Source organism: Dyadobacter sp. (assembly GCF_039919315.1).
Taxonomy (GTDB): domain Bacteria; phylum Bacteroidota; class Bacteroidia; order Cytophagales; family Spirosomataceae; genus Dyadobacter.
In genome coordinates, this window is sequence record NZ_JBDSFX010000023.1 from 21,754 (window position 1) to 47,993 (window position 26,240).

The window sequence follows — 26,240 nt, forward strand, 5'->3', positions numbered from 1 at the left end:
CTATAGGAAAAAAGTTGAACTTCTTATCAAAGTCATACCTCTTATCAATGAAGCGGGATGTTTCGCATTACACGAGGGACGGCCATAAACCTGTTTATCCATAACATGCCCCGACTTTCGGTGGATATCGATCTTACCTATGTGCCTGTCGAAGACAGGGAAAGGTCTCTGCGTAACATTAGCGAAGCCCTGATACTGATCAAACGACGGTCTGAAGCCTCGATACCGGATGTGAAAATTCAACACAGGCAGGATGCAGGCAAACTTTTGATTATGCACCAAGGATTAGAAATAAAGCTGGAGGTCAATTTGGTAGGCAGAGGAGTAATCGAAGATATCAGTCTGACAGACAGAGATAAAGCTTTTTTTGCTCAGTTTTAAGCAAGTGCAGCCGGATTGGGCAATATACGATTTTGAAAAATTTCCTTCCATCCAGTGGAAACTCAAAAACCTGAACGCGCTCAAAAAAAGTAATCCGGCAAAACATCAGCAGCAGTTTGAATTGCTGCAAGGAAAACTGGGCGATCCGTCGTGATTATGTAAGGCTGGTGGATATGCTTACAACAGCCTTAAAAAGAAGAGCAGGGGAATAAAATTAAAATGAGCCCGATTGAATACCAGGCTCATTTCACAAATCTAGTCACTAAACCTTGTTTATTTTTTAGGGCAGTCCATTTTGAAACTCTCTTGTCTGTACAGATTCAGTTACTGGGCTCCGTCCGCTTTGGCACGCTGCACGGCATACTCTCCCACTTTGTGACCGGACGCAAGTCCTGCTTCGCAGTCAAAGCGGTAGTGGATTAGCCCGTAAATGCGCGAAACAGAAGCCTCGCTGGCCATTGCATCGAGCTTTGCTTTTTCGGTCGGGAAGATGAAAGCCAGTAGTTCGGCCGCAGCGCCCGAGAATGTCGAATGCCCTGATGTGTAAGACGGGAAGTTAGGTAGCCCGACAGATGTTTTGATCTTGCTGTCCATCTGATTAGGGCGGGGATAGTAATAATAATATTTGGCATCCCAGCAAGCAATTCCTGCGTCTTGCAATGTAGTGCCTAGCAGCGCAAGTGTGCGGGCGGTACGCACTTCACTGAAATTGTTCTTGTGACACAAATCAGCGCCTCTGCGGTGCCAGTGTCCCGGAGGCGTATAGCTTCCTACCCCGTCAGACCAGAAGCTTGCAATTTTAGCTTGTTCACGGGTCTGATTTTTGGCAATGTCACGCAGCTCGTCCATATTTTTTGTGTATTCAGCACTTCCAATTGCCGGAGGCGGACTTGGACGTAAAGTCGGCAGTGTTGCTTTATCAAAATTCCAGGTTGCCACAAAACCATAAGTAGGTAGCATAGGAGGGCGAGCAGGGAATTCCTGACTTAACCAAGGCTCGGTAGTACCAATGGTTTTTGCGTTTGCGATCATTTCGGCAGTTTTGGCCTGGTTGTTGGCCGTAGCCATGCCGTCGGTTTTCGCTCTTGCCATTACTTTTGCGCCTACGGCTTTACCCAGTTCTGCGCCGGCAAGGATATCGCTTTCCACATTCATGCCTGCCCAAAGACGGCTGTTTTTATGTTGGGCCAGCTTCTCTTCCAAAAATGGTACTTCGCCTGGAAACATGGCTTTTAATACCAGGAAAGAGGCTTCTGCTACGACTGCGTCCTCGGACGGATAAGAAGGCAGGTCCGTAACTGGAAGCAGTGTTTTGATAGACTCATCAGTCTTGGAAGGCGCCTTGCGGTTGTATTTGAATTTGTAATTCCATGCGCTGATCAATGCATCGTACTGGGCCACGCTCAGGTAGGCCAGCGCGCGCGCCGTATAGGGCGGGTTGGCGAAAGGAAACTTGGGGTCCGCCAGTGGATTGGCTGCATCAGGCAGTGGGTATTTGCCATCTTTGTTGGATGCCGGCGGGGTATTGTAGCGGGCAGAAAGCTCGCGGCCAATCTCATTCCAGCGAAATACAGCGCCCGCGCCCCAGTAGCTGACTTGTTCTTTTTGCTGGGGCGTCACTGCGCCAACCACTTCTTTAAGTTTTTTGAGCTCTGCTTTGTAGTAATCCGAGGCAACTGCCGTCGGCGCAACCACCGCCACGTCGCTGGTCGATGCGAGTACATAAGGCTTCCAGGTGCCTGCATTCTGGTCCAGACTGGAAGGTGTATTAATGCCCGCGGTCGGTTCGTCTACTGTTTTGGTACAGGAAGAAACAATCGTTACAAGCATTAGTAATGTTTTGGCGTATTTGAAATTAATACTGCGCAATGGGTTTGTATTTTTCATTAGAATAGAAATGATATTTTATTTTTTATCTGCTTTCGCGTACCGGAATTGGTAAAGCACCCCAATCGAGTAAGAAGTGCTTTTACCCACATTGGACCCTTCAATCACTTTGGAGAAGCGTGCATTAACCCCTATGTTTTTAGGCTGGAACTTGGCATAAACACCTACCTGGGTGGACTTCATGTTATTGGTTGGAAATGGCATGTCGTTTCTGCGAATGTTATCGCCTCCGTCACATGCTCCGTGTTCCAGAAACGCCTCTCCTTGAATGGCTTTTTTCAAATAGCCCAGTCGCACGGCGCCATCATAAGCATTGGGAACACTGACCCGATTGGAGTTATATAGTTTGCCGTCTGCCTGGTAGGTGTCGCGATCAATGTCGATCTTGCTTCTGAAAATATAGCTAGCCGAAGCGGTCATGTAAATTCCGCCCTTGTGCCGGTAACTGGCCAGTAGCCTTGCTGTAGCGGTTTTACATTGCAGCCCGATGGACATAGGGAGAAAATCGGGAATATAATCGCCCACCGGAATGGAGGCGCCTGCGATGGCATGCAGTGAGAAACCCGACACATTGATAAACCGGTATTTGATCCAACCCGAAGCATCCTGAAAACCGCGCTGCCATCTCAGGTTACCTGCACTGGTTTTGGTGCGTATATAGGGAATGCCCGCGATAATGTTCAGGTTCTTGGTAAGACCAACGGCCAGCATGGCCATACCGGCTTGGGCGGTATGGGTACCGATGTTGAGGTTTTCTCTCAGTAAAGCATTTTCCCAATACTGGTCCCAGGAGCTGTGGTTATAGGAAACGGCAAGACATGCGGTATTCTTACCCATATAAATGGCGTCATTAGGCATTTGGGCAAAAGCGGAAGACACACAGCCTACGCATGCGAACAAAAGCATAGCCAGTAATCGCTTTCTGATTTGTAAAGAATGCAACATATAGAAATTTAATTTGAAGTAATACGTATACCGAAAAATGTCCCTATAAAGGAATTCCCCAGCTTATGGTTTTAATTCTTGGTCAGTGACAATGCTGTCGTGATGTAGTTTGCCTGCAATGACAGCCCAAATGGTCGCGCTGAGATTAACGAAGCAATGAAGCGGGCTGGGCCCGTTAATGTGGCTTAGGAAAGTTCGGGTGGGGGCGTTGATAAAAGACTTTCGAATGACCTATACGTCAGCTCAAAAGGGGAAGGAAATAATGGTTGCGTTTCAGGCAAAAATTGTTTCGCATAAATCGTGAAGTCGTAGGAGTTGGAAACGTAATTTTTTAGAATGCTGCCAAGTAGCTTGATCATTTTTCCGTAAGGCTGCCCTGGTAAATCTGCCTGAGGATCTGCAGTGACCTGCATGGCGTTGGCCAGCTCGAAAAAATGATCCCTGGCGGCCTGATTGGATTTTAATGTGATATAAAGCGTATCATTTTCATGGAGCACACTAGTAGGATTGTAAAAATTTCCGTCTTTTCTGACCAGTCCTTCGATTTTCCCACTCACCTCGGCGTGCTCTGTATAGGGTAGGGAGGGCAGGTACATTTTCACCAGCCGGGTATCTTCTACATGATTTGAAATGGAGGCAACCTGGTAATTTTTCCCGAAGAAAAGGATAGCAAAGCTGAGCCCAAACGTGTGGTAGAGCAGCAAAGCTAACAGCGCTATGGGTAGCGATTTTTTCAATTTCAAGAGGATTTATATCCAAATGTAACAATAATCAGTGCAATTAAGCAAGAAGTGTTTCCAAAATGGCTAATCTCCTGTCAGTCTGCAAAATGTAGTCACCATCGGTTATTTATACCGGAATGCAAAGGAGCCATTTGAGCGGCTGCAAGCATAAGTATTTTTGATTTCCGACTGGTTGCGCCGCCGATTTTCACTAATTTACCATTGTAATTGTAAAATGGAGCTTACCATGAAAAAGACCGGCAAATTAATGCGAGGCGCGCCGCTGTGGACTGCTTTGTCAGCCATTTTGCTGGTAATGGCTTTTTCGGAGAATGCTGGCTTTACAAAACAGGATTTTGAAAAGCTGAAACCATTGTCTGGCCTTTGGATTACCAAACGCGCCAGCGGTGATATCTACGAGCAGTGGGCCATGTCCTCGGAGTCGGAACTGACCGGAAAAAGCTACAAAGTCCTCAAAACCGATACCTTCCTGCTTGAAACGATGAAGCTTTATCATAGCGGAGGCGAGATCGTGTTTGCACCTGTGGCGGCAGGGCAGAATGAAGGAAAAACTGTGCTCTTTAAATTGAGGTCCATCCAAGGCAGCAAGTTTGTTTTTGAAAATTTAAAGCACGATTTTCCGCAGCGGATCGTCTATGACATCAAATCCCAGGATTCGTTGCATGCCTATATCGAAGGACAGGTCCAGGCAAAAAACAAGCGGATCGATTATCCTTACAGTAGAATACATTAAAAATAATAGAGCAACACCATGAAAAGATCCGAGATTAACCCAATGCCACCCTTTTTTGATCGTTACATCAACCTGGTTGAGGATATCGACATTTTTGAAGCATTTGAAAAATATGCACCTGAACAGATCTATTCTGAAATTTCAAAGCTGAGCGCGCTGGGAGATCAGGTTTACGCCGAAAATAAGTGGACAGTGCGTGATATTTTACAGCATGTCATCGATAATGAGCGGATCATGTCTTACCGCGCCTTGCGTTTTTCAAGAAATGATCAGACTGAGTTGCCTGGTTATGATGAGGCGGTTCTGGGAGCCAACACCATTGCCAGCCAGCGCACGATCCAGGATCTGATGGAAGAGTTTACTCAGGTGAGGGCGGCGACCAAACTGATGTTCAAATATATGAACAATACCATGATCCATTGCGCCGGAACGGCCAATCAAACACGAATCACGCCCTTGGCACTGGGATTTGTGATCATCGGGCACCCGATCCACCACATGAATGTGATTCGTGAGAGGTACTTTCCGTTGTTATAACAGGATCAGACAATGGGGCTATGGCTAAGCCTTGGAATGCTTTTACAGCAAAAATGGAGTATCACTAGTGATCATCGATACTTCTTTAGAATATCTTCAATCCTGGGATCAGGAATCAGATTTGTGGTACCTACTAGTATGGCCTGCTTATAATCCGGGTGCATGGTGTTGATCATATAATTAAATGCTTCCGGCATTACCGCTGACGGTACTTTTAGGGCAATCGACTTTGCCTCGCGGTACCATTTATCTCCTAGCGGCAAGCATAAGGAGTAGTCGTTGGGATCCCTCCATGTAGAATTTAGTGTCTGTGCACTAACTTCTTCTATGGATACTGTATCGGGAATAGAGATGAACATGATCTGAAAATCGTTGTTAAACCCAACTCCCTGTCTCCTAACCATGTTCTCAAGAAATGCTAATGGGATTGACTCGGCAGCATATAGTACTTTATTACCAGCACTGTTCCATCGTCCTTGTACGCCAGACGCAAATAAAGATCCGCTATACAGTTTGTGCACAATTCTGTAAATGAGCATATTTATACGGGATACCCTTGTGCAAGCTTGTCGAGTTCCTCAGACAAAACGTCAACACCTCCACCGGTTCCAAGCCAATCCCAAGGCTTTTCGGTTGAGTTCCAGAACGGTTTTTGAAGCCAATAGTTGAATTCGTCTACATTGCCAAAAATCTGCTCGCCCTTTTCGAATAAAGCAATCAGTTTCAGTAAATGCTCCCCGTATAAAGGATCAAGCTTTTTTTGCGAGTCTTTGTAGTTGCTGATCGTCCGTGAAGTAAGATTGATTAGTGCTGCCAAATTCCTTTCGGACATCTTAATGGCTTCGGCAAAATCATAAAAAACCTTTGGCTGCAAACCTTTACGGGCTAAAATTACAATTGCAAAGTTAGTTGCTATGTCCAGATTTGTAAATTTTGCCCTGATGCTAAGGTTGGGCTGGCTTATTACTGATTTCATCGCGCTATCTTTTACATAAATTCCTGAACAAATGTATGAATTTTTTCTCGATTAAAAGCGAAAATTTTCCTTTGTGTGATATACGTAGTGCCTGATGACCGACATTAGATTTCTTACAACCTGCCCGAAAGCTGGGCAAGAGCGTCTTCAACCCGCGTTACGGGCAGCTGACAGGTTTTATCGTAACAAATGTAGATAGCTGTTTTTGCATTCAGGTCTGTCCGGTTTTCAAGCAGCGGCAGATTTGATGCTGTTGTGGTTCCCATGACGATCTTATTGGGGATGAAAAACCGGTCAAAGTCCTTTCTGATGGCCTCTGCCTCGTGGCCGACGATGACGATTTCGGCCGTAGGCACTGACCTGAGGCAGTATAAAGCTGCCCAGTTGGTCACCCATTGCACATCTGCGAGCAGCAGCTTGGTGATTTTAGCGAGCATTTTGTCGGAAATTTTACTGTAATCGTCCCGATCGAGCATTTTGCCCAAAATGTAAAGGTTATGGGCCATCATGGAATTGGAAGCAGGGATCACATTGTCAAAAATTTCTTTTTTGCGGGCAATGAGCGTTTCGCCATAAGCGTCGGTGAAGTGAAAGAAACCCTCTGACTGGTCATAAAAGTTATGAATGCTGTAATCGGTTAGCTGCTGTGCATTTTGGATCCACTGCTCATCAAATGTGATCTGGTAAAGGCCCAGGTAGCCCTCAATGACGGCTGCGTAGTCTTCCAGGAATGCGGTAATCGAAGCCAGCCCGTTTTTGTAGCTATGCCATAATTTATCTTTTGCTGTCATTTTATCAGCGATAAACCGGCCGGTAGCCACTGCAAGTTCACGGATTGATTCATCGCCCAGGGCCCGGTAGCAATCGCATAATCCTTTGATCAGAAGCCCGTTCCAGGAGGCCAGGATCTTGTCATCCAGTCCGGGGCGGATTTTCTCTGCTCGTTTTAGGGCGAGCCTGACCAATGCATTCCGGTACAGCTCCGGCAGCTGATCAGAGAAAATACCGGCGGCTTTGGCTGTTTCTTCGACAGCATGCGTCAGGTGCAAATGGTTGTAGCCGTGCTCCCAATTGCCTTGCTTGGAGATTTTGTATAGCTTGGAAAACCATTCAAAATCATCTCCTAACGTCTGGCGCAGTTCCTGCTGAGTCCAGATATAGAATTTCCCTTCAATTCCCTCACTATCCGCGTCGAGTGCTGAGTAAAAACCACCGTCATTACTTAACATTTCAGACCGAAGCCACTCGATCGTACGTTGAATACGGTCGGCATAAACCGGATTTTGTGTCAGCGAAAACGCTTCGGCATAAATGCTCAGTAGCTGGGCATTATCATACAGCATTTTTTCAAAATGAGGAATAAACCAGTCTTCATCGACCGAGTACCGCGCCCAGCCTCCACCTACATGATCGTAAATGCCGCCCAATGCGATCCTGTTTAATGATAACTCTAAGTGTGCGAGTGCGTCTGGGTTTTGACTGATATCATAATAACGCAGCAGAAATTTGTAAATGGAGGGCATCGGAAACTTGGGTGCCCTGTCCATTCCTCCTTTTTGGGTGTCAAAATTTCTTTGCAACTGCTCAAACATCAGATCCAGGTTGGCGGTGCTATACACAGCGGTCGAATCAGTCAAGCCGTATTTTTGCGAATCCGAGACGATCATATTTTCAACAAATCCTTCGGCGGAACTGGCCAGTTCATCATAATGATCGGTAAATGCCTTCTGAATGCTATGGAGGAGTTGAACCCAGTTTTGAGGGGGCAAATAGGTCACCCCGTAAAAAGGTTTACTGGTAGGCAGCAAAAAAACGTTTAGCGGCCAGCCTCCGCGCACACCCATGGCCTGGACAGCATCCATATATACAGCATCCACATCGGGCCGCTCCTCTCTGTCCACTTTAATGCAGACAAAATAGTCATTCATTACGGCGGCAACGGCCTCTTTTTCAAAACTTTCCCGCTCCATCACGTGACACCAATGGCAAGCAGAATAGCCGATACTAACCAGAATGGGCTTGTTTTCGGTTTTCGCTTTGGCAAGCGCCTCGGGGCCCCAAGGATACCAATCGACTGGATTATGGGCGTGCTGAAGAAGGTATGGGCTGGTTTGCTGACTAAGACGGTTCATGGAGCAGATGGTAAGCTATTGAAGAACAACCACTTTTTTAGTGATCGTTTTTAGAGAAGTAGTAAAGCGGGCAAAATATATACCCGAAGAGATGACGGGTAATGGGACTAGCTCTGTGGTCTGGCCAGCCACTGATTTAATTTTCTTTTCAAAAACCAGCTGGCCTTTAGTGTTGATCAAAGAAAAATCCACATCAGTGGCGCCATTCACGCCCGTTAGTGCCACATTGAGCTCCCTGCTGACCACACTGGGGTACACATAGGCTTCTGACAAGAATGGTTGGGTCGAACTGATGATGTCAGTCAGGTCAAATTTGCAGAGAAAAATCTCTTTTCCTTTCAATGAAATTGTCCTGGACCATTTTTGATAGGAGACAAAAACATCGGTCTGCGCGTTATCAGCCGCATATGGGTTTTGCGCAGCAATCAAAATCTCATTTCCCTTCACAGCTCCTCTCCAAACCGGGGTTTGCTGCTCCATCAGATCCCGGGCTGACTGCGGTATGACTAGTTGATAGCTGCCCTCGAAGATATCCTTAAATGCAGAAAGGCGGTAGAGGCCATAGATGAAGTGCTCATAGGCCGCATAGTTTTCCTGACGGTTGCCCGGAAAGGATGGATTCTCCCAAAACCATAATCCTTTTGCGCCCGAAAAAAACGGAAATATGGCTGTGGCCTCGGCCATAAAAGGGGTGATCAAGGGCGTAGCGGGGTCATAGCTATCATGGATCCGCATCCATACAAAGGGAATGACGGGTTTATTACTCCATGCCGTATTGGACTCTATATTGAAAAGAAGGTAGGACAGATAGTCTTTGCCGATGGGATGATCATAGCCGTAATAATAGTAAGGAGAGGGCGAGAGAAAATCCAACCCATTGTAGAAGCTGCCCCCGATTTTACCGGTGTTATCCTGGGTCAGGTAGTGGGTGCGGGCCAGGTTGGTGGTCCAGTCCTGCCAGCTGTTGGCGGTAATGTTAAGCCAGGTATTGCGAACGGGAACGTCACTATAACTGGTAATAGATGCTTTGACGCCTTTGGCCCTCAGGCGGTTGATGGCCTCTGTATACCACCAGCGCAAATCGCGTTTATAAGTAAATACAAAATCGGCATCCGACAGGCTGCGATAGTTCTGTGGGATCTTCGGGTTGGTTTTAAGGGCCAAAATATCGCGGTCTTCGCGCTGCATCCGCTCAATGTCCAGGCAAACAATATCTGAATCCGAAATGGTGCCGGCGTAGTTATCCCAAAAACTGCGGTAAGCAGCCGTGTCATTTCCCCATGGACTGCGCAGCGCATTGTCCGACCAGGGCTGATCCCCCCCCGAGGAAGTCGCCACGCCATACCATAAGATAGCCCGGTTCTGTCCTTTCAGTGAGCCGGGTTCTGGCCCGCTGTATGCAGCGATGTGGCTGAAACCGTGTTTGAGTGGCTGCGACTGGGTATCGCCAAACCTGGGGCCACTGTAAATGATCTTAAAGGGCAGGGTGAATTCGGGAAACTTGCTCCACTCGATGGTGTTGTTGACAGTCACCGGGTTTAGTATATAAGCAGGCTTGCAATCCTGTCCCCATGATTGGATCGAGATGGTAAGCAGGAAAAGAAAACCGGTGTAAGCCGTCGTGAAATAGATCTTTGTAGAGTGGATCATAAGAATTGACCAGACAAATTCGTTACTTTTGCGTTGCGAGTAATTTGATTTTTCCGCGAAAGCAACAATATTTTATTCGCTAAAAAGTTTTCATTTTAAAATTGCCTTGAAACATAAAATCTGACAGCTATGAGACGAATACTGCTTTTTATCCCGCTTTTATCGATGCTTTTATTACTGGGTTGCGATAAGGACAAAGATAAGAACGAAAACCCGACGCTGACAGAAAAGGATAAAATACTGATTAATTATCCCTGGCGCATGTCTGCGGTGACAGATTTGTCCTATAAAGACATTCCTGTCAATAAGCTCAATACCCAGACGCAGGGGATTAAAGAAGTAATGGATATCCAATTTCTTCAAAATAATGTCACCAAGGCGATAGACCAAAAATCCAAGCAGGTAATTAATGGAGGTACGTGGTATTTGATCAATGAAAATAAAGTACTTGACATTAAGATTTCGGGCTTTTCAGGCGAGTTTGGGGTGGAAGAGCTTACTAACAGCAAACTAAGGTTAAAAAGTAAAATGCCCGTTGATGGCGTAGAGCAGGAAACGATCATGGTTTTCGAGCCTGTCATCAAATAAAGCGGGTGGGCATATAGGATTTCTTTAAACGAGCGGCGGATAAAATCTGTCGCTTTTCTTATTTTGTGGCAAATTTAGTAAGAATGACAAAGAACAACCCCTCTATCATTAATGCCTGGTGTATGTACGACTGGGCCAACTCAGTTCACGCCCTGGTGATCGTTTCCAGTATTTTTCCCGTTTATTTCAGCGCTACGGCGTTGAGTGCATCAGGTACACCCGAGATCGATTTCCTAGGGATGCATATCAAAAGCTCAGTGCTTTTTTCCTACACCGTTTCCGCTTCTTTTCTGATCACAGCCCTGCTGATCCCGTTATGCACGGCAATCGCTGATTTTACTGGCAGGAAAAAAACGTTTATGAAATTTTTCTGCTACACGGGTGCGGTGAGTTGTATGCTGCTGTATTTTTTTACCAAGGATACGCTGACCGCCTCTGTTTTTCTGTTTGGACTTAGTTTGATTGGGTGGGCTGGAAGCATTGTTTTTTATGATTCCTACCTGCCTGAAATTGCCACCGAAGAAAACTACGACCGCTACAGTGCCCGTGGTTTCTCGATGGGCTACCTGGGCAGTGTTTTGCTGCTGCTTTTTAACCTGAGCATGATACTGGCCCCGCAATTTTATGGCATTACCCACAAAGCCATTCCGGCCAGGATCTCCTTTCTGACGGTCGGTATTTGGTGGATTCTCTTTGCGCAGATCCCCTTTCATTACCTGCCCCAGGGCAAAACAGCCAAAAAAAGAGCAGGCAACTGGGTATTGAATGGTTTTAGTGAATTAAAAAAGGTTTATTCACAGCTTCGAGAGCAGCCTTACTTAGCCAAATTCCTGAGCGCCTTCTTTATTTACACCATGGGGCTGCGTACTGTGATGTATGTGGCGACGATTTTTGGGGCGACCGAGCTAAAACTTCCTTCTCAGAGCCTGATCATTACTGTGCTGCTGATCCAGTTGGTGGGAATTGCAGGCTCCTACGCTTTCGCCTGGCTCTCGGGAAAGATTGGCAATATCTTTGCGTTAATGGTCGGGGTGAGCATTTGGATAGGGATATGCATGGGGGCCTACTATACTACGGAGGCATCCGAGTTTTATGTCATTGCCTGCATGGTAGGAATGGTCATGGGTGGGATCCAGTCGCTCTCCCGGTCTACTTATTCCAAGCTCATTCCGGAGAATGTGCCTGATACTGCGTCCTATTTTAGTTTTTATGATGTCACCGAAAAGCTGGCCATTGTGATTGGTACTTTTATTTATGGCGCAGTCGAGCAACTGACCGGAAGTATGCGCAATAGTATCCTTGCTTTGCTCGTAATTTTCATCATCGGCTTAGTGCTGCTCTACCGGATCCCTTCGCGTAAAGTTTACCATTTCGAATTGGAAACAAACAAAAATTAGGCTATTATCGCGGCTCCAACAGGATGTTAGCTCAGCTGGTTCAGAGCGCCGCCTTGACAGGGCGGAGGTCAGCGGTTCGAACCCGCTACGTCCTACTTTCATAGCCCATTAAAATCAAAAGCTCTGATTTTAATGGGCTTTTGACTGGACTACGCCTGGGAAGGAATTAATATCTTTCTTGATAAATTTGCATCATGAAAACGACCCTACCGACCGAGACCCTCCCTGATAAAAACAATGACAATAGCGCTATGAGCACTTTGCATTCCCTCTCACCTTAGCTTTTTCTAAACTGTCTTGAATTTATTTGACCTTATTGAATTTGATATTGAAAGCCCGTGCCATAGTTATTGCAAAATTTGTGACTTGACCTGTTTTCGTTTTTGTAAATCTAAGGTCAGCTCTCAAGTCTGGGACCATAAAATGATCCTTATTGATCACAATAATCGGATAGTCATTAGCCGGGGCTTGATGCAGCAGCAGTTTGCCATCTTTCAATTCAATGGTAAACGAAGCTTTTACTTCATCGGAATAGTATGTGCCCAGATACAAATCAATGGCTGCTTTTGTCGAATCTACCTTATAAAAGGTGTAATGATCAAAAGGAGGATTAATGTAAGCCACTTGGTGGGTTTGGGTAAAGTCGAATGCACCTTCACCCCATTTAAACTGGGTGGCCTGTGTGGGAGCTAGAACCTGGTCCCCAATCGCTAATTTTTTATCCGTAATCTGAAACGATACACTGCCTGTTATACCACTTTGATACTGGCCCGCATACCGCTGTAATTGATCATAGGGAATAACAATAGGACGGTCGGGTGAAGAGTTGGAAGGACTTTCTTTCTGCGTAGTATTCCCAATAAAAAGTTTCTCCACTTCTACAATTAAATTAGTCCTGGCCGTATCGAACTGCGCCGAGTTACTTAACCAAGCAATCGACAAGTCTAATTGTGGGAAGCGCTCTAGCATAGCCCGGTAGCCTGCCGTTGCCCCTGAATGCTGAATGAAGTCTAATCCGTATCGCTTGCTTACGAATAGGCCTGCCCCGTATGAATTTAGGCTTCCGTCAATAAAGCGGTCGGTCTCTATTAGTTTTGCCAGCAACGAGGGAGTACCGAACTGACCATTCCAATAGTATTCATTCCATTTGATCAGATCCTCCGTCGTGGTCAAAAGGCCGCCATTGCCGTAAGCATTTTCATTGGGCATGTCGGTTTTAAATTCTCCTTTATCTGCGCTGTAAGCCAAAGCCCGGTTAACCACTATTCTCTTAAAATCGTCGCGCCACTGTGTATGGATCATTCCAGCTGGGAGAAAGATATGTTTTCGGGTGTACTCGGCCAAACTCATACCACTTACCCGCTCAACGATGATAGCTAATAGGTTATAATTTGAGTTGCTGTAAATGAATTTTGTGCCTGGTTTATTGTTGAGGCTCTTTTGCTCAGAGACGATTTGTAAAACATTAGTATTGTTGTAGGTCTTGGTCGTCCTCGGCCATCCAGCCAGTTCCGAAATTGTTCCCCAATCCCGAAGGCCACTGGTGTGATGAATTAGCTGACTAATCGTTATGGGATCATCATAGATTGGAAGTTCGGGAAGATACATTCGTATGTTATCCTGTAAACCCAATTTTTGTTGTTGCTCAAGTAGAAAGACGGCTGCTGCTGTAAACTGTTTGGAAACTGAGCCAGCTTCATTGATAGAGAAATTAGTCATAGGTACCTGGTGCTCCATGTCGGCCATTCCCCAGGCCTTTGAATAAATGAGCTTCCCGGAACGGCTTAGGGATAGCTGACATCCCGGACGATCAGGCTGGTAACGGCTGAACATTTGATCTATGACGGTGAGCGTGTCCTGCAAGGATTGAGCAAAAGTAACGGACAACGAAGTCAGAAGTATCGTCACTACAAAGCATGCTTTCCGCATTTTTATCAGCAATTAAGTTGGGAACCGAATTTAAGAAGGCTTAGGGGGATAAAATATACCGCATCTCTGCCTAGTCCAATTGGTTCTTTCTGCCCAGTGCTACGGTGGCAGCACTCTTGATAGCAATGATGAGATCGGTATTTCCAGGTAGATATTTTCTTTGTTTGACTTCATTTTTCCGTAGTCTATAATTTCAGGTGATAATTTTTTTCTTATCAGTGGGTGATAATTGGGCGTAATTCCGATAAACCATAAAAAGCGTTAGCGTATGATTTCGATACAAAGCCTGTCAATGAACGCAGCCCTGCTGACCGACCGTGAGCGGACGCTGGAACGCATCTATGCGAAAACCTATCCGATGGTGCGGCATTATGTGAAGGAAAACAGTGGCACCGACGATGACGCCAAGGATATTTTTCAGGAAGCGCTCATCACCTATTACGAAAAGGTGGTATACGACCAGCTGACGTTAACTTCATCGCTGAGCACCTACCTGATGGGCATTTGCAAGAATCTCTGGCGGCAGGAGTTGGACAAGCGGGCTCGCAAAACATGGTTATCGGAGGCGCCAATTGATGAAGTCGGCGAAGAGGTTATTGTAGATGACGAGCAGCCAACAGCAACGTTAATGGCCTTCGTCGAGCAATTGGGAGAAACCTGTAGATCGCTTCTGGTCAGCTTCTATTACTTCGGTCAGCGGTTAGAGCAGATCGCTGAGCAGCACAGTTACCGGAGCGTGCGCTCAGCTACGGTGCAGAAATTTAAGTGCTTGGAGCGGCTGCGCAAAGCCGTAAGCCACCTGTCCATCAACCAGTTCAAATTATAATGCCCATGCGTCCACTGTTAAACGAAGTGCAACTGTTGGAGGATTACCTCAAAGGCACTTTACCCGAAGAACAGCAGCTCGACGTAGCGGTTCGCTTGCTGTGGGATCAGGAATTGCAGCAAAAGCTGGCCAGACAGCGACTGGCGTATAAGGCCCTGCGCCTGTTTGGGCGCCGGCAGCTCCGAGCCGAGTTAGAAGCCATCCACACCCGCCTGTTCGGATAACCCCTAAGTAATCACCCAACCGTTTGATATTGCCCGATTGCTTTATACGAGCGATAGGGCTTCGTATTGCCCTGAATCAACCATCTTTTCAAGAGTCAACTTTCATCACATATTTATTTTCCTACCTTATGTATTACCCAGACTTTAGCCGCAGCGAGTTCCGCCGGTTCGCCGTACACCATCAGCACCTGAACGGCCTTACCGTCGACCGGTATCTACACCAAATCGAAAACATGACCCGGTCGGTCATTGAGGAACGCCCGATGAACTTCCGGGAGGTCGACGTCTTCTCGCGCCTGATGGCTGACCGGATTGTGTTCATGGGCGCGGCCGTCGACGACAACATTGCCAACGTGATCATAGCGCAGTTGCTGTTCCTGGAGTCGGTCGATGCCAAGAAAGACATCCTGATGTACATCAACAGTCCCGGTGGTTCGGTTTACGCAGGTTTGGGCATTTACGACACCATGCAATACGTCCAGCCCGACGTGGCGACCATCTGCACCGGCATCGCCTTATCCTTCGGGGCGGTATTGTTGTGCGCGGGTGCAGCCGGTAAACGGTCGGCTCTCCCTCACGCCCGCGTCATGATTCACCAGCCACACGGTGGCGCACAGGGCCAGTCGGTGGACATCGAAATCACCGCCCGCGAAATAGTCAAGCTTAGAAATGAGCTGTACGAAATCATGGCCCTTCATAGCGGCCGGTCAGCCGAAGAACTCGAACGCTGGGCCGACCGTGACTATTGGATGAAAGCCGAAGAAGCGAAGGTACATGGCTTTGTCGACGAAGTGCTAGTGCGCTAATCTAGCCGAAACGCCTGCGCCCGGGTGTTATCACTACAACACAAATAGCCGTCAGCCCAAATCCAGGGCTGACGGCTATTTGTATCTGCGCCAAGCCGGGACTGGACTTGCACCAGTATGGTAGAGATTTTTAGGCGGCTAACATTAGCAGATACTTTTGCCAATCCATCTATGTTAGTGTAAGGGTGATTTTCATAGGGCTAGGTAACACTGCATTCAGTCAGGCAATTCAGGAGAAACCAGAAGCACAAAAGCCTAAAATAGAATTGGACGAGCCTATTTTTATGGTTGTCGAAGTGCCCTTAGAGTAGTGAACTTGATGCCGAAATGGATTCCCGGCAGACAATCTGGAAAAAGAATACGCGTGAGATACATACAGCCTGTTGAATTCCCGTAACAACACGTACCTATTCATTTAAAAAAGTTGTCGAAAAAAAACTGAATCAGCATAAGCTGGCAGTCAATGCCATGTTCTCTCAATTCCTTTTACATATTAACCATGGGTATGAGTACCTAGGGAAGTTATTTTTAGAGCGTAATTTATAACTATGCGTTACGCGTTCTACATTGGCTGGATAACTTTCATTTTACTTCTAGGATCGTGCCTGCTGGCTTATGGACAAGCAACAGCCCTATTGACTGGCTAGGTGACAGATGCGACGACAGGAAAACCCATGCAGCTTTCCTGGTTCAGGAGTGGCCCGGTTTATATGAATTTGGTAAAATGAATGATACGCCATCGGAAAGTACAAAACCCATTAGGCACCGAGCATCATGAAACGTCGGAAATATTTCATGATTACTGAATTACAGGGGCTAGAACAGTTGACATGTGAACCACCGCCATGAAATGAAGTCGATTGAAACATTCCCGGATGCAGCGAAAGTATCTGGGCAAATTTTTGTATACTATATCCAACTTCTCAGGGGCTATAATCCATTGCAATTCGTAAAATCGGCCGAAGCGGCAACTTTTACATTTCGTTAACCTTATTTTACCGATACTTAACAGACGCCAGGATAACTACTTGTAGCTTTGATGAAATCCATTCCAACCAAACCATCCATGAAAAATCAACGCCTGCTTCTGATTCTTTCCTTTCTATTCGTTGTATTTCACGTCCACGCGGATGATCTGGACGATTTTATCCGGAGCCAAATGCAGAAGCGGGGTATTCCCGGTTTGTCCCTGGCTATCATTCAGGACGGAAAAATCTTGAAGGCTCAGTCCTATGGGTTTATTGATAAGGATGGAAAGGTGCCTGTCACGACGAACACTTTGTTTCAGGCAGGCTCGGTTAGTAAATCGGTTGCGGCTATGGGCGCCCTGTATCTCGTTGAACAGAATAAACTTTTTCTGGATGAGAATGTTAACGTAAAACTTAAAAGTTGGAAAGTCCCTGATAATGAATTTACAAATGATAAAAAGGTTACACTGCGCGGGATACTCAGCCATACTACCGGTCTTACAGTGCACGGATTCCCGGGATACGCTGTGGGCGCCAAGATGCCTTCGGTCGTGGAGATTCTGGATGGGACAGCCCCAGCCAATACACCACCGGTTCGCGTAGACTTTGTTCCGGGCTCCCGTTGGAGATATTCAGGAGGTGGCTATACTGTCATGCAACAGCTGATGGTGGATGTGACTGGCTCTGTCTTTCCGGAATTCATGAAAAGTCATGTGCTTTCGCCACTTGGTATGAAAAATAGCACCTACCAACAACCTTTACCCCAGGAATTGGCAAAATTGACGGCAACCGGTCACTACAACAATCGAAGTTTGGTGAAGGGTCGCTGGCACATTTATCCTGAGATGGCAGCAGCGGGATTGTGGACTACACCGTCTGATCTGGCCCGGTTCGCGATCAGTATTCAGAATGCTTATGCTGGAAAATCAGGAAGTGTATTATCCCAGTCCATGACCCGCCAAATGTTGACAGATCAGAAAAACAGGGATGGACTTGGTGTTTTTTTGCAGGGTGACAGTGCTACGCTCCGCTTCGGTCACAGTGGGCGCGACGAGGGTTTTGATGCGTTACTTACCGCTAGTGTGGACAAAGGACAAGGCATTGTGATCATGATCAATGCGAATGATAACTCGCTTATGATGGGCAGAATTGTTGATTTTATCGCTGACTATTACCACTGGGATGGATTTCCTGGTAAGCGCGCTAAACCGGCCGCGGTAGATGTGGATTCCAAAACTTTAACGGCTTTCGAAGGGCGATATGAATTATTTAATAATCGAATTATCACTTTTGAAGCTGATAATCAGCGCCTTTTTACCCTGGAAGATGGTTTTGTTGATGAAGAATTTGTGCCCGTCGCTAATAATACGTTTACATCGACTGACCGCAATGTTTCTGTAACCTTCAATGCCGACGCTAATGGAAATGCGACTGGCTTCACGCTTAAAGACAAGGGCCAAGGCTATGAGCGAAAGGTACCACGTATTGGGCCGCTTGCCGATGCCCATCAAACCAATGCCGATCCTGATCCGTTACGCACACCCAAAATCATGGCGGTTTTGCAGGCTATGGTAAAAGGTGGTAAAATATTAGAAGAAGCATCAGGCCTCACTTTGGGAGCCAAACGAGATTTTGCAGGAGGAATGCGAGAACCGGAAACTTTGAAATCATTAACTTTTATTCATTCGGAGAACGTTGCCGGCCGGGGAATTCAACGCCATGATAGCGACGTAAGCGAAATAATAACTTACCAATTGAAGTCCAATCAGCCGGACACCTATATACTCGTCCATCTGACCTCCGATGGCTTGGTTACGGATTGCGATCTCGTTGAAAAATAATAGCTATTTGAAGCGAACACAGATACCGCTATTCATTTTTTAAAGGATAGACAATTTCGGTTCTATGAATTGTAATTGCGTCGGCCAGACCTTCCATCTCCAAGGTGCTTAGGAACTTGCTTGTACCTACTTTTCTTGCCCGGTAATCGGCTTCATTGTTATAAAAGGCTATCGAGAGAATCAGGTTCTCATCCTGAAATACCGGAAGCTGCAAAAAGTCATTCCTTTCATCCCCACTAATCCAAAAGCTTATTTTATTGATCCCTGCCTTTCTCATTGCTGGTAAATAGCATTGGCGGAGGAGTTTAATGAGCTTTGATCTCTTTTGGTTTGATATGTAATAATCTAGCACCACAATCCCGCCATTATTACTAAACCATTCCCTATTGATTAATTCATTACTTCCAGCTTCAAGGCCCAGAAGTGGCTTAACTAACTGCACATTATCGTTATTGACAATCATGCTGTTTGCTTCCGTCCGATTCTTTTTCCATACAGGACCAAAGTAGAAATTGTTAAGAAACAAACTTCTGGACTCCATGCTTTCGAAGCCTCTAAACCATAAAAAATGGGTAGTATCGTTATTTGGAGCAAATTGTCCCATCGGATAGCCGCCGGCTTCTATCTGGGCATGAATTAGTTCTTTCTGGAATAAGTTATTGAACTCGGAAGCTTTACCTGGTTTTAATAGATAATTTCGCACTTCAAGTACATTAATGCCTAAATTAGGTACTGATATTGTTGGCTTTCTTGAGAAGTGCATATACCAATTCCATTCCCAGGATTTTCCATCATCAGCCGAAAATGCCTGGCTCCAAACCGGGTGTTCTGGATCCATAGCATTCCAGTTAAAACGGACAAGGATGTTATCTCCCAGATATTGATCCCGGCAATAAAAGTCCCCGATTTTTCCATTAAAGGAGCCGATCATCGGTGTGTCAAGTGTTCCGTTGTTGCTATCTGACCAGTGGATGCTCCAAAGTTTGGTTTTTGGATTAAAGATACGCAGTGCCGATCCTTCGAATGGTTGATCTTGAATGGTAGCGGTATATTTCTCGACGTTACCAATGCCAAGCAAAATCTTTTGGGTTTCACTTTTAGAATTGAATATATTCCAATGCTCATTTCCTTCCAGCCTACTTTGTCTTTTTGTGTTTGTTACCTCCCACAGTCCCTGAAGAAAGTCGAAATCCCGTTCCGAGGAATTCGCAGAGGCTTGAACAATCAGCGTTCCTGCCGTGGTTATTGTCATATTTGTTGATGATACAGCTTGTTCTGTTTTTTTTATCTGAGCCTTTAGGGTTATCGTGTAAAGAATGCTCAGAATCAGTAGTATATAATATTTCATCATTTAAAACTTAGTAAGATCCATATACCAGTTCCATTCCCATTGTTTTCCGTTGTCTTCTGAGTAAGCCTGTCGCCACTGTGGATGCTCCGGAATTGTATAATCCCATTGATAAACGACGAATATAGGTTTTCCCTTAAATTCATCTCTGGTAAAGAAGCTTCCAACTTTACCCTCAAAAGAGCCAACTACCGGATGTAGGTCCAGGGTGCCTTCGTTACTGTCGGCCCAATAATCTGTCCAGAGCGCGGTTTTGGGATTGAACAGCCTAAGTGCTACGGCTTCATAAGGATTGCCGTTTATGGTTGCTGTAAAAGTTTCGCGGTTTCCGATACCAAGGAGTATTTCCTGTAATTCCAGGACTGAATCGAATTTGTCCCATTCTTTGCTACCGGACAATCTTGACCGTAATTTTCGATTTTCAACCTTCCATTTGCCCATCAAAAAATTAAAATCGGTCCTCGATGAGCTCGCAGAGGGGGTCAAAATTATTGTTCCGTCTTGATTAACTTGTACGTGTTTCATCATATTGCTTTCTTTCCCCTGCGCATTCGTTCGATTGGAATACAACAGACTAAGCAAAATCAGGGGCATAACATTGTATTTGCATAGAATTTTCATGACGAAGAAAGGATACTGTTTTTCAACACAAATCTGCGGTCTTAATGGTTGGTACAACTCATCCAATTTATCAGTAATAGATAGTCCAATAATTTCATGGCAATTTTGAAACCAATAATTTCAAATTGTCAAGGATCAGGCTCGGCTGGTCAATCATGATATGGTGTCCCGAATTTGTAGTGGCGATATGAGTAAAATCGGTTAAACCATTTTTTAATGATTCGTGTGCATTATACCAGCGTTGCTTCACTGATGATGGATGGTTGGCATCCACTTGCATGCTGGTCAGTACAATTACGGGTACATTTGGCAATGGGGGTAATGTGCTGGTATACTGTGAATCTTCGATGACTTCCCTGGCTTCAAGCGTCCCACCGAAATTGGCACCGTTGGCATTTTTGGATGCATCGTATAGCATGTCTTCCTCAGCCTGCGAGGGACGATTGTAAGATTCGTGGGAGGGATCAACAAATAATATGGCTGCGGTTTTCAGCGGGTTTTTAATCGCATAGTCTCTGACAATCATGCCCCCTAATGAGTGGCCGATCAATATTACTTTTCTTCCGTTGGCAAACTGATTGATAACGCTTTCCAACTCGCTTCGTAAGCGTGCGATATTTCTTGGGCCGGGGCCATTTTCTGATCGCCCGTAACCTGCCCGGTCATACATGAGCACATCATAGTTGCTGCTTATTTGTGAGGCAAGGGAGTTGTTGTTCCATACGCTATGGTCATCGCCTAACCCGGATTCCAACACAACCAAGTACTTAGCGTCTTTTATTACGGAGAATGATTTCAGTTTGTGCGTGCCTAACATGATCGGTGTTTCCGTAAAGTGGAATTGCAACAATAAAGAGGACAAAAGATTAAGCCGCAATTTTCTGCTTGTTTAAAAGTTCTTCAAATTCTTTGGGAGAGACATATCCTAAGGCAGAATGTAATCTTTTTCTGTTATACCATATTTCAATGTATTCGAATACAATCACGGCGGCCTGCTGCTTATTTATGAATTTGTTTTGGTAAACGCATTCTGCTTTCAAGGTCTTGAAAAAACTCTCTGCAACCGCGTTATCCCAACAATTTCCTCTCCGGCTCATGCTTCGGATCACGAAAGGATTTTTGTCCAATAGATTTTTAAATTCATTGCAGGCATATTGAATTCCTCTATCCGAGTGGAAAATCAGCTCAGACGTTATATTTCTATTTTTCTGGGCCATTTTCCATGCAGGTATCACAGTGTCAACAGCTTTCATTGTTGCGCTTAATGCCCATCCGATGACTTTCCTGTCAGCTAAATCCAATATCACTGTTAGGTATAACCAGCCCTGAATTGTCTTGATGTACGTGATGTCAGACACCCATACGGTCGCTATTTTGTCTGCTTTAAATTGCCTGTTGAGTACATTTCCAACGACTGGATATTTGTGTTCAGAATCTGTTGTAACTCGGAATTTCCTCTTAACAATGCTTCTTATTTTTGCTTTTTTCATCAGCCTGGCAACCCTTGGACGGGATACTTTAACGTCTAACTTAACCAGCTCCTGAGTGATCCTAGGGCTTCCATAAGTTTGCCTACTATTACCATGAATAGCTCTGATTTTCTCAGTGAGAACCTGATTTTCAATGGATGTATTTGATAATCCATTGTTCAGCCAAGTGTAAAACCTGCTTCTGCTCACTCCAAATACTAGGCACATTTTCTCAATGGGAAATAATTTCCGGTGATTTTTTATGAACCGGAATATTTGCCATCGCTCCTGGAGAAAATGCCGACAGCCTTTTTTAGTATATCTCGTTCAAGTTGTGTGTCGCGGAGTTCTTTCCTTAGTCGAGCCAATTCCTGATCCGTTTCGCTCAAAATTACCTTTCCATTGCCAGGAAAACTACCGTTCTGTTTCGCGGAAAACTCTCTGCGCCAGCGGTATAACATCGCTGGTGGAATATCCAATTCTTTTGCCAATGCACCAAGGTCTGTGCGGCTATTGCTCAGTTCAACGCTCATCAGTTTGAACTCCTTGTCAAATACTCTTCTTTCTCCTGACATAAGTGTTAAGTTATAAAAGTTCCCTTAACTCAGTGTCCACTTAAAGGTATCAAGTCCAGACTTAAAACGACCAACCCCGAGCCACTCGTCCTAAATTTAAGTCAAATAAAACAAAGTAGCCTATGTATTATCTAATTTTTTGGATACTACTAAGATAGAGCCTGAAGGTAGGTTGTCGTCTGGCTATCGGACTAGATTGCTGTTGTTTAAAGATGATCAGTCCCTTCAAATCCGGCAAGAATTATCAATTGAAAAGGGTGCCTTTTGGAGACACCCTTTTCAATAGTGCAGCTTAGAATAAGTAGAATCAGCTTTGTTTGTTATAAAAACCAATAGATTGGTACTTATGGTTTTATAACTTTGAATGTGCTGAGGTCAGCATTGGGTTTGGCCTCGTCCCACTCCAATTGCCCGTTATAGGAAGCTTTATTAATGGCGGTGTAGGCTTTCCTAATCACATATGATGCTGCTATCGTATCCGTGCTCCCGTCCTCAAATTCAAGATAAGTAATGCACTCAAGTGATTTGTCGTTATCTATATTAGGAAAGTTTGCGAAAACCTGAAGATGGTAATGGTCGTTAACTGCAAACTTTTCGATGACATAGCCATACGGGGCATCCATCCAAGGGTCATAAATCAATTTTCTCTTCCCATTTATCAGATAATAGACTCTGAATCTAGTTAAGGACTCTGGATTGCTAGGGTCAAGTAAATCTGTGCCTTTTGGATCCTTAATCGAGATGTAGACACTGTTTGAGAAGTACATACCCAATAATGCTTCATCTTTACTGTCTTTGCAGCCTAAGTTTAATATGCTGAAAACCAACAGAATAAAGTAATATGATAAATTTTTCATGGCTAAATCAGTTAAGGTTTGATATTTGTAACCATTACCAGGTTCTGATAAGCAGATCCTAGTTTGTTGGGATCCCAGCCAGTACTTGTTGTATAAAATGCATTGCAGGAACCATCCCATCCCCAATTCATCCGTAACATTGGGGCGGCAGGTGACCCGCATGAAAAGTATTGATAGTAACCGTCGCACACCCAGGCATGGCCGCCAAGATTAGGATAAACGCCGCCAAGGACTACAGGCCTCGCAAAATTCAAAATCTCACTAGTTATGGTATTTATATTGTATGGACCGTAGGCGGCACCAGGCGAATAGCCAAAACCATTAGCAAAACCTGACGGGATTGCGCTTCCATAAGCAGATGACCCGGTGCAGTCATACGTCATATTAACACTGTTAGCGGCAGCTCTCATCAAACGAGCTGTTTCTGGCTTTTCCGCTCCCATTTCAGACCAATTGTAATTATTGGGGAAGTGGTGAAAGTTCATAATTTCGGCCATCGCTGTTGCAACACAGCCAGTTAGCATACGTCCATTCGGCATACCCATACATCCAAATGAAAAATCAAATGGCATTTGAGAATTCCATGAGACCTGTTGTCCCCAGGAGGCGGTGCCTAGTGTTACATATATCTGAGAGTCCTGGCAAGGTGGGTTTACAGGAGCATCCGTAGTCCTGGCCCCCGATTTTCGTGCGCTTTGAACCCATTCATTAATAGCAGTTGTGTTTCCTAGTCTTTCCCATTCCTTCAAAATTCCGGGGTCAGGTTCGGAATTACTTAGTCTTGCCTTCTTGATTGACTCCCTGTAACTATCCATGGTTTCTCTTACCCCGTTTGGAAGCTCCTTATCAACAGGAAAATCATTGGTGTCAGAAAATGCGAGTATAGGAATCGTCTTTTTTTCTGCCGAAACAATTACGAACCCACCTTCATTATAGGTAATTACGTAATAAAGTACCTCCCCGGCCTCATCGTTGAAAGGGGTAACGTTTTTTATGGTTTTTTCTCTGTCGCCGGTTCTGGCATTCTTTGCATCATCTTTACTTGTAGCAACCGAAACAAATACATCGAAATTCCTTGCGATTGTTAAGACTGCTTTCGGGATTACTTCTTTAAGTTGGCCTGCATTGTTTAACGAGTCTACTTGTTCCGGCCGCTGGCATGAAGCAACAAAAATCAACAGCACCGACAATACCCAATAAATTTTTTTCATTAAAATAGCATGTTAAAAATCCAACCTCCCAACACACATTTGTGCGACTTCGTGATGTAGTGCAAATGTGTGTCAGAAGGAGAAGTATTTCCAACAAGCTATGCTTATAACTCTATAGCCAATGCTTTTAAAGTCATAATCAAAACTGATAATTCAGAGTATTGGAGGTGTATAGCCTCGCTGAATCTTCGAATGGGAATGCTTGAATGTAATTTATCGGCTATTTCTTCTCTGGATTTGTCCTGCGATTTGCTCCTCATGTAGAGAATAGCGTCCAGACGCGCGGTTTCAGTTTAGCCTGGGAGTACACCATTAGAGGTGAGCAGCGAAATAAGAACTCTTCGTTATCTGTGGCCGAATTGAAAAGCGTTTTCGCCTTCTGATGCTTTGCGGAGTCTTGGGAAATTAATAAATTGATCAGGACATCAGTATCGAAATAAATCATAGATTCACTTCATTGGCCATTGCGGATAAATCCAGTTTTGGATCAACCTTTACATTTTTGAACCGGTCTATGATAGGCAGGGACTTTTTGTAAAGTTCCTTTTGGCTAAGCGGGCGTGCTTTTTCTACGTCTTCTATTACAATTTTGATCTCCCTGTCCCCGAAGATTGCACGGACAGATTCAAGGAAATGTGCATTTAAGCTACCGGATTTTATTTGAAATGTGTGTTGCATGGTTAGGCCTTTTTACAAATGTAACATAGTTGAAACCAAAATTCAATCCTACATACTCTCAGTCCTGCCCCCATCCACCGCCAAACTAACCCCGCTGATACTCCCAGCAGCCGGGCTGCAAAGGAATGCTACTGCCGCTGCCACTTCCTTGGCCTCGCTAAATCGTCTGATTGGAATGGCTGATTGTAATTCTTTGGCTACTTCTTCTTTGGATTTGTCCTGCGATTTGCTTCTCATTTCGAGAACAGCATCCAGACGTGCAGTTTCTGTGTAACCGGGTAGGACATTGTTCGATGTAATGCCAAACTGCCCCAATTCGAGGGATAGTGTTTTGGACCAGCTTGCCACGGCGCCGCGGATGGTATTGGAAACGCCCAAACCAATGATCGGTTGCTTGACAGAGGTGCTGATAATGTTCACAATTCTACCATAACCCGCTTTTTTCATGAACGGAACCACAGCCTGAGCCAGAAACTGATTGTTGATCACATGCATTTGAAAGGTCTTCAAAAACTGATCTGGTTCTGCGTCAATGATCGGACCTCCCGATGGACCGCCGGTGTTATTGACCAGGATATGTACTTCCGGGCAAAGGCGGAGGTAGTTGTGTATCGCTTCTTTTACATTTTCATGATCGGCAAAGTCGGCGACTACATATCGGTGAAGTTGCCCCATGGATGTATCGAGGTCTTCGACCGCTTCCCCCAATTTTTCTTCATTCCGGGCTACCAAGGTTACATTTGCGCCAAGTAATGCCAATTCAACGGCCGAAGCCAGGCCGATTCCTTGCGTGCTTCCGCATACCAAAGCTGTTTTTCCGGTCAAGTCCAGGTTCATAGTTTTTCGATTTTAAACAGGTTATCCCTTGATGATATGTCTTTGATTTAGTTTGTTCCTCCTTCAAACTTCGTGCTTTTT

At 45.2% G+C, this 26,240-nt stretch carries 26 protein-coding genes and 1 tRNA gene; 11 read left to right on the top strand and 16 right to left on the bottom strand.

Features of this window, described 5'->3' with window-relative positions; translation table 11 throughout:
- Positions 1–57: 57 nt before the first annotated feature.
- Together ABIO93_RS06710 and ABIO93_RS06715 are read left to right on the top strand one after the other, a co-directional pair.
- A complete protein-coding gene (locus tag ABIO93_RS06710) occupies positions 58–381 on the top strand; it encodes a nucleotidyl transferase AbiEii/AbiGii toxin family protein (protein WP_348065742.1) in 324 nt (107 codons plus the stop codon).
- Positions 368–535, top strand: a complete 168-nt coding sequence (locus ABIO93_RS06715) for a hypothetical protein (RefSeq protein WP_348065744.1) — start codon at positions 368–370, stop codon at positions 533–535. The genes ABIO93_RS06710 and ABIO93_RS06715 overlap by 14 nt, the downstream gene beginning before the upstream one ends.
- A 170-nt stretch (positions 536–705) precedes the next feature.
- Here the strand turns inward: ABIO93_RS06715 and ABIO93_RS06720 are convergent, their stop codons facing one another.
- The 3 genes from ABIO93_RS06720 to ABIO93_RS06730 all read right to left on the bottom strand — a co-directional run bounded on the left by ABIO93_RS06720 (position 706) and on the right by ABIO93_RS06730 (position 3,950).
- Positions 706–2,268, bottom strand: a complete 1,563-nt coding sequence (locus tag ABIO93_RS06720) for a phosphatase PAP2 family protein (RefSeq protein WP_348065746.1) — start codon at positions 2,266–2,268, stop codon at positions 706–708.
- Between the two features lie 18 nt (positions 2,269–2,286).
- The gene (locus tag ABIO93_RS06725) at positions 2,287–3,213 is read right to left on the bottom strand and encodes a hypothetical protein (RefSeq protein ID WP_348065748.1); all 927 of its coding nucleotides are present in this window, start codon (positions 3,211–3,213) and stop codon (positions 2,287–2,289) included.
- A 185-nt stretch (positions 3,214–3,398) separates the two neighbouring features.
- Positions 3,399–3,950, bottom strand: coding sequence for a hypothetical protein (locus ABIO93_RS06730; protein ID WP_348065750.1), 552 nt, complete (start codon positions 3,948–3,950; stop codon positions 3,399–3,401).
- A 232-nt stretch (positions 3,951–4,182) separates the two neighbouring features.
- On the opposite strand from ABIO93_RS06730, the gene ABIO93_RS06735 reads away from it, so the two are divergent.
- Together ABIO93_RS06735 and ABIO93_RS06740 are read left to right on the top strand one after the other, a co-directional pair.
- Positions 4,183–4,689, top strand: coding sequence for a DUF6265 family protein (locus ABIO93_RS06735; protein WP_348065752.1), 507 nt, complete (start codon positions 4,183–4,185; stop codon positions 4,687–4,689).
- An 18-nt stretch (positions 4,690–4,707) separates the two neighbouring features.
- A complete protein-coding gene (locus tag ABIO93_RS06740; protein ID WP_348065755.1) occupies positions 4,708–5,226 on the top strand; it encodes a DinB family protein in 519 nt (172 codons plus the stop codon).
- Positions 5,227–5,297: 71 nt separating this feature from the next.
- Here the strand turns inward: ABIO93_RS06740 and ABIO93_RS06745 are convergent, their stop codons facing one another.
- From ABIO93_RS06745 to ABIO93_RS06760, 4 genes are all read right to left on the bottom strand, one after another.
- Positions 5,298–5,765 carry an RES family NAD+ phosphorylase gene (locus ABIO93_RS06745; protein WP_348065757.1) on the bottom strand — a complete coding sequence of 156 codons (468 nt, stop codon included), beginning with the start codon at positions 5,763–5,765 and terminating at the stop codon, positions 5,298–5,300.
- Positions 5,766–5,767: 2 nt separating this feature from the next.
- A complete protein-coding gene (locus ABIO93_RS06750; RefSeq protein ID WP_348065759.1) occupies positions 5,768–6,202 on the bottom strand; it encodes an antitoxin Xre-like helix-turn-helix domain-containing protein in 435 nt (144 codons plus the stop codon).
- 113 nt (positions 6,203–6,315) lie between these two features.
- Positions 6,316–8,334, bottom strand: coding sequence for a thioredoxin domain-containing protein (locus ABIO93_RS06755; protein ID WP_348065761.1), 2,019 nt, complete (start codon positions 8,332–8,334; stop codon positions 6,316–6,318).
- A 15-nt stretch (positions 8,335–8,349) separates the two neighbouring features.
- Positions 8,350–9,984, bottom strand: coding sequence for a T9SS type A sorting domain-containing protein (locus ABIO93_RS06760; RefSeq protein ID WP_348065763.1), 1,635 nt, complete (start codon positions 9,982–9,984; stop codon positions 8,350–8,352).
- Between the two features lie 129 nt (positions 9,985–10,113).
- Here ABIO93_RS06760 and ABIO93_RS06765 point away from each other — a divergent pair, with 129 nt between their 5' ends.
- The 3 genes from ABIO93_RS06765 (at position 10,114) to ABIO93_RS06775 (ending at position 12,064) form a co-directional block, all read left to right on the top strand.
- Positions 10,114–10,572: a hypothetical protein gene (locus ABIO93_RS06765; RefSeq protein ID WP_348065765.1), complete on the top strand. Its 459-nt coding sequence runs from the start codon at positions 10,114–10,116 to the stop codon at positions 10,570–10,572.
- Between the two features lie 83 nt (positions 10,573–10,655).
- Positions 10,656–11,969: an MFS transporter gene (locus ABIO93_RS06770; protein ID WP_348065767.1), complete on the top strand. Its 1,314-nt coding sequence runs from the start codon at positions 10,656–10,658 to the stop codon at positions 11,967–11,969.
- 20 nt (positions 11,970–11,989) lie between these two features.
- Positions 11,990–12,064, top strand: a tRNA-Val gene (locus ABIO93_RS06775).
- A gap of 208 nt (positions 12,065–12,272) precedes the next feature.
- On the opposite strand, the gene ABIO93_RS06780 is transcribed toward ABIO93_RS06775, so the two are convergent.
- Positions 12,273–13,898, bottom strand: coding sequence for a serine hydrolase domain-containing protein (locus ABIO93_RS06780; RefSeq protein WP_348065769.1), 1,626 nt, complete (start codon positions 13,896–13,898; stop codon positions 12,273–12,275).
- Positions 13,899–14,190: 292 nt separating this feature from the next.
- On the opposite strand from ABIO93_RS06780, the gene ABIO93_RS06785 reads away from it, so the two are divergent.
- The 4 genes from ABIO93_RS06785 to ABIO93_RS06800 all read left to right on the top strand — a co-directional run bounded on the left by ABIO93_RS06785 (position 14,191) and on the right by ABIO93_RS06800 (position 18,563).
- Positions 14,191–14,724, top strand: a complete 534-nt coding sequence (locus ABIO93_RS06785) for a sigma-70 family RNA polymerase sigma factor (RefSeq protein ID WP_348065771.1) — start codon at positions 14,191–14,193, stop codon at positions 14,722–14,724.
- A 5-nt stretch (positions 14,725–14,729) separates the two neighbouring features.
- The gene (locus ABIO93_RS06790) at positions 14,730–14,948 is read left to right on the top strand and encodes a hypothetical protein (protein WP_348065773.1); all 219 of its coding nucleotides are present in this window, start codon (positions 14,730–14,732) and stop codon (positions 14,946–14,948) included.
- Positions 14,949–15,076: 128 nt separating this feature from the next.
- Positions 15,077–15,754, top strand: coding sequence for an ATP-dependent Clp protease proteolytic subunit (locus ABIO93_RS06795; RefSeq protein WP_348065775.1), 678 nt, complete (start codon positions 15,077–15,079; stop codon positions 15,752–15,754).
- A 1,066-nt stretch (positions 15,755–16,820) separates the two neighbouring features.
- Entirely contained in the window at positions 16,821–18,563 is a 1,743-nt protein-coding gene (locus tag ABIO93_RS06800; protein WP_348065777.1) for a serine hydrolase, read from the top strand.
- Positions 18,564–18,591: 28 nt separating this feature from the next.
- Here the strand turns inward: ABIO93_RS06800 and ABIO93_RS06805 are convergent, their stop codons facing one another.
- The 8 genes from ABIO93_RS06805 to ABIO93_RS06840 form a co-directional block, all read right to left on the bottom strand.
- Positions 18,592–19,914: an NIPSNAP family protein gene (locus ABIO93_RS06805; RefSeq protein WP_348065779.1), complete on the bottom strand. Its 1,323-nt coding sequence runs from the start codon at positions 19,912–19,914 to the stop codon at positions 18,592–18,594.
- Entirely contained in the window at positions 19,915–20,505 is a 591-nt protein-coding gene (locus tag ABIO93_RS06810) for a hypothetical protein (RefSeq protein WP_348065781.1), read from the bottom strand.
- Positions 20,506–20,626: 121 nt separating this feature from the next.
- Complete coding sequence (locus ABIO93_RS06815) at positions 20,627–21,349, bottom strand: alpha/beta hydrolase (protein ID WP_348065783.1); 723 nt, start codon at positions 21,347–21,349, stop codon at positions 20,627–20,629.
- Between the two features lie 49 nt (positions 21,350–21,398).
- Positions 21,399–22,576, bottom strand: a protein-coding gene (locus tag ABIO93_RS06820) for an IS3 family transposase (protein WP_348065785.1) whose coding sequence is annotated in 2 segments (ribosomal slippage) — positions 21,399–22,306 and positions 22,306–22,576 — 1,179 coding nt in all. Because the reading frame shifts where the segments join, the coding sequence is not laid out codon by codon here.
- 344 nt (positions 22,577–22,920) lie between these two features.
- Complete coding sequence (locus tag ABIO93_RS06825) at positions 22,921–23,433, bottom strand: hypothetical protein (RefSeq protein ID WP_348065787.1); 513 nt, start codon at positions 23,431–23,433, stop codon at positions 22,921–22,923.
- Positions 23,434–23,444: 11 nt separating this feature from the next.
- Positions 23,445–24,644 carry a C10 family peptidase gene (locus ABIO93_RS06830; RefSeq protein ID WP_348065789.1) on the bottom strand — a complete coding sequence of 400 codons (1,200 nt, stop codon included), beginning with the start codon at positions 24,642–24,644 and terminating at the stop codon, positions 23,445–23,447.
- A gap of 441 nt (positions 24,645–25,085) precedes the next feature.
- Positions 25,086–25,322 carry a hypothetical protein gene (locus ABIO93_RS06835; RefSeq protein ID WP_348065791.1) on the bottom strand — a complete coding sequence of 79 codons (237 nt, stop codon included), beginning with the start codon at positions 25,320–25,322 and terminating at the stop codon, positions 25,086–25,088.
- 48 nt (positions 25,323–25,370) lie between these two features.
- A complete protein-coding gene (locus tag ABIO93_RS06840) occupies positions 25,371–26,159 on the bottom strand; it encodes an SDR family oxidoreductase (protein ID WP_348065793.1) in 789 nt (262 codons plus the stop codon).
- Positions 26,160–26,240 lie beyond the last annotated feature (81 nt).

What these genes read in the sequence shown, in the direction of transcription:
- ABIO93_RS06835 (WP_348065791.1), bottom strand. Translation starts at nt 25,322, where the DNA reads ATGCAACACACATTTCAAATAAAATCCGGTAGCTTAAATGCACATTTC.
- ABIO93_RS06720 (WP_348065746.1), bottom strand. Translation starts at nt 2,268, where the DNA reads ATGAAAAATACAAACCCATTGCGCAGTATTAATTTCAAATACGCCAAA.
- ABIO93_RS06780 (WP_348065769.1), bottom strand. Translation starts at nt 13,898, where the DNA reads ATGCGGAAAGCATGCTTTGTAGTGACGATACTTCTGACTTCGTTGTCC.
- ABIO93_RS06805 (WP_348065779.1), bottom strand. Translation starts at nt 19,914, where the DNA reads ATGATGAAATATTATATACTACTGATTCTGAGCATTCTTTACACGATA.
- ABIO93_RS06765 (WP_348065765.1), top strand. Translation starts at nt 10,114, where the DNA reads ATGAGACGAATACTGCTTTTTATCCCGCTTTTATCGATGCTTTTATTA.
- ABIO93_RS06815 (WP_348065783.1), bottom strand. Translation starts at nt 21,349, where the DNA reads ATGTTAGGCACGCACAAACTGAAATCATTCTCCGTAATAAAAGACGCT.
- ABIO93_RS06825 (WP_348065787.1), bottom strand. Translation starts at nt 23,433, where the DNA reads ATGAAAAATTTATCATATTACTTTATTCTGTTGGTTTTCAGCATATTA.
- ABIO93_RS06795 (WP_348065775.1), top strand. Translation starts at nt 15,077, where the DNA reads ATGTATTACCCAGACTTTAGCCGCAGCGAGTTCCGCCGGTTCGCCGTA.
- ABIO93_RS06760 (WP_348065763.1), bottom strand. Translation starts at nt 9,984, where the DNA reads ATGATCCACTCTACAAAGATCTATTTCACGACGGCTTACACCGGTTTT.
- ABIO93_RS06810 (WP_348065781.1), bottom strand. Translation starts at nt 20,505, where the DNA reads ATGCCCCTGATTTTGCTTAGTCTGTTGTATTCCAATCGAACGAATGCG.
- ABIO93_RS06740 (WP_348065755.1), top strand. Translation starts at nt 4,708, where the DNA reads ATGAAAAGATCCGAGATTAACCCAATGCCACCCTTTTTTGATCGTTAC.
- ABIO93_RS06755 (WP_348065761.1), bottom strand. Translation starts at nt 8,334, where the DNA reads ATGAACCGTCTTAGTCAGCAAACCAGCCCATACCTTCTTCAGCACGCC.
- ABIO93_RS06830 (WP_348065789.1), bottom strand. Translation starts at nt 24,644, where the DNA reads ATGAAAAAAATTTATTGGGTATTGTCGGTGCTGTTGATTTTTGTTGCT.
- ABIO93_RS06790 (WP_348065773.1), top strand. Translation starts at nt 14,730, where the DNA reads ATGCGTCCACTGTTAAACGAAGTGCAACTGTTGGAGGATTACCTCAAA.
- ABIO93_RS06725 (WP_348065748.1), bottom strand. Translation starts at nt 3,213, where the DNA reads ATGTTGCATTCTTTACAAATCAGAAAGCGATTACTGGCTATGCTTTTG.
- ABIO93_RS06770 (WP_348065767.1), top strand. Translation starts at nt 10,656, where the DNA reads ATGACAAAGAACAACCCCTCTATCATTAATGCCTGGTGTATGTACGAC.
- ABIO93_RS06710 (WP_348065742.1), top strand. Translation starts at nt 58, where the DNA reads ATGTTTCGCATTACACGAGGGACGGCCATAAACCTGTTTATCCATAAC.
- ABIO93_RS06840 (WP_348065793.1), bottom strand. Translation starts at nt 26,159, where the DNA reads ATGAACCTGGACTTGACCGGAAAAACAGCTTTGGTATGCGGAAGCACG.
- ABIO93_RS06800 (WP_348065777.1), top strand. Translation starts at nt 16,821, where the DNA reads ATGAAAAATCAACGCCTGCTTCTGATTCTTTCCTTTCTATTCGTTGTA.
- ABIO93_RS06785 (WP_348065771.1), top strand. Translation starts at nt 14,191, where the DNA reads ATGAACGCAGCCCTGCTGACCGACCGTGAGCGGACGCTGGAACGCATC.
- ABIO93_RS06750 (WP_348065759.1), bottom strand. Translation starts at nt 6,202, where the DNA reads ATGAAATCAGTAATAAGCCAGCCCAACCTTAGCATCAGGGCAAAATTT.
- ABIO93_RS06745 (WP_348065757.1), bottom strand. Translation starts at nt 5,765, where the DNA reads ATGCTCATTTACAGAATTGTGCACAAACTGTATAGCGGATCTTTATTT.
- ABIO93_RS06735 (WP_348065752.1), top strand. Translation starts at nt 4,183, where the DNA reads ATGAAAAAGACCGGCAAATTAATGCGAGGCGCGCCGCTGTGGACTGCT.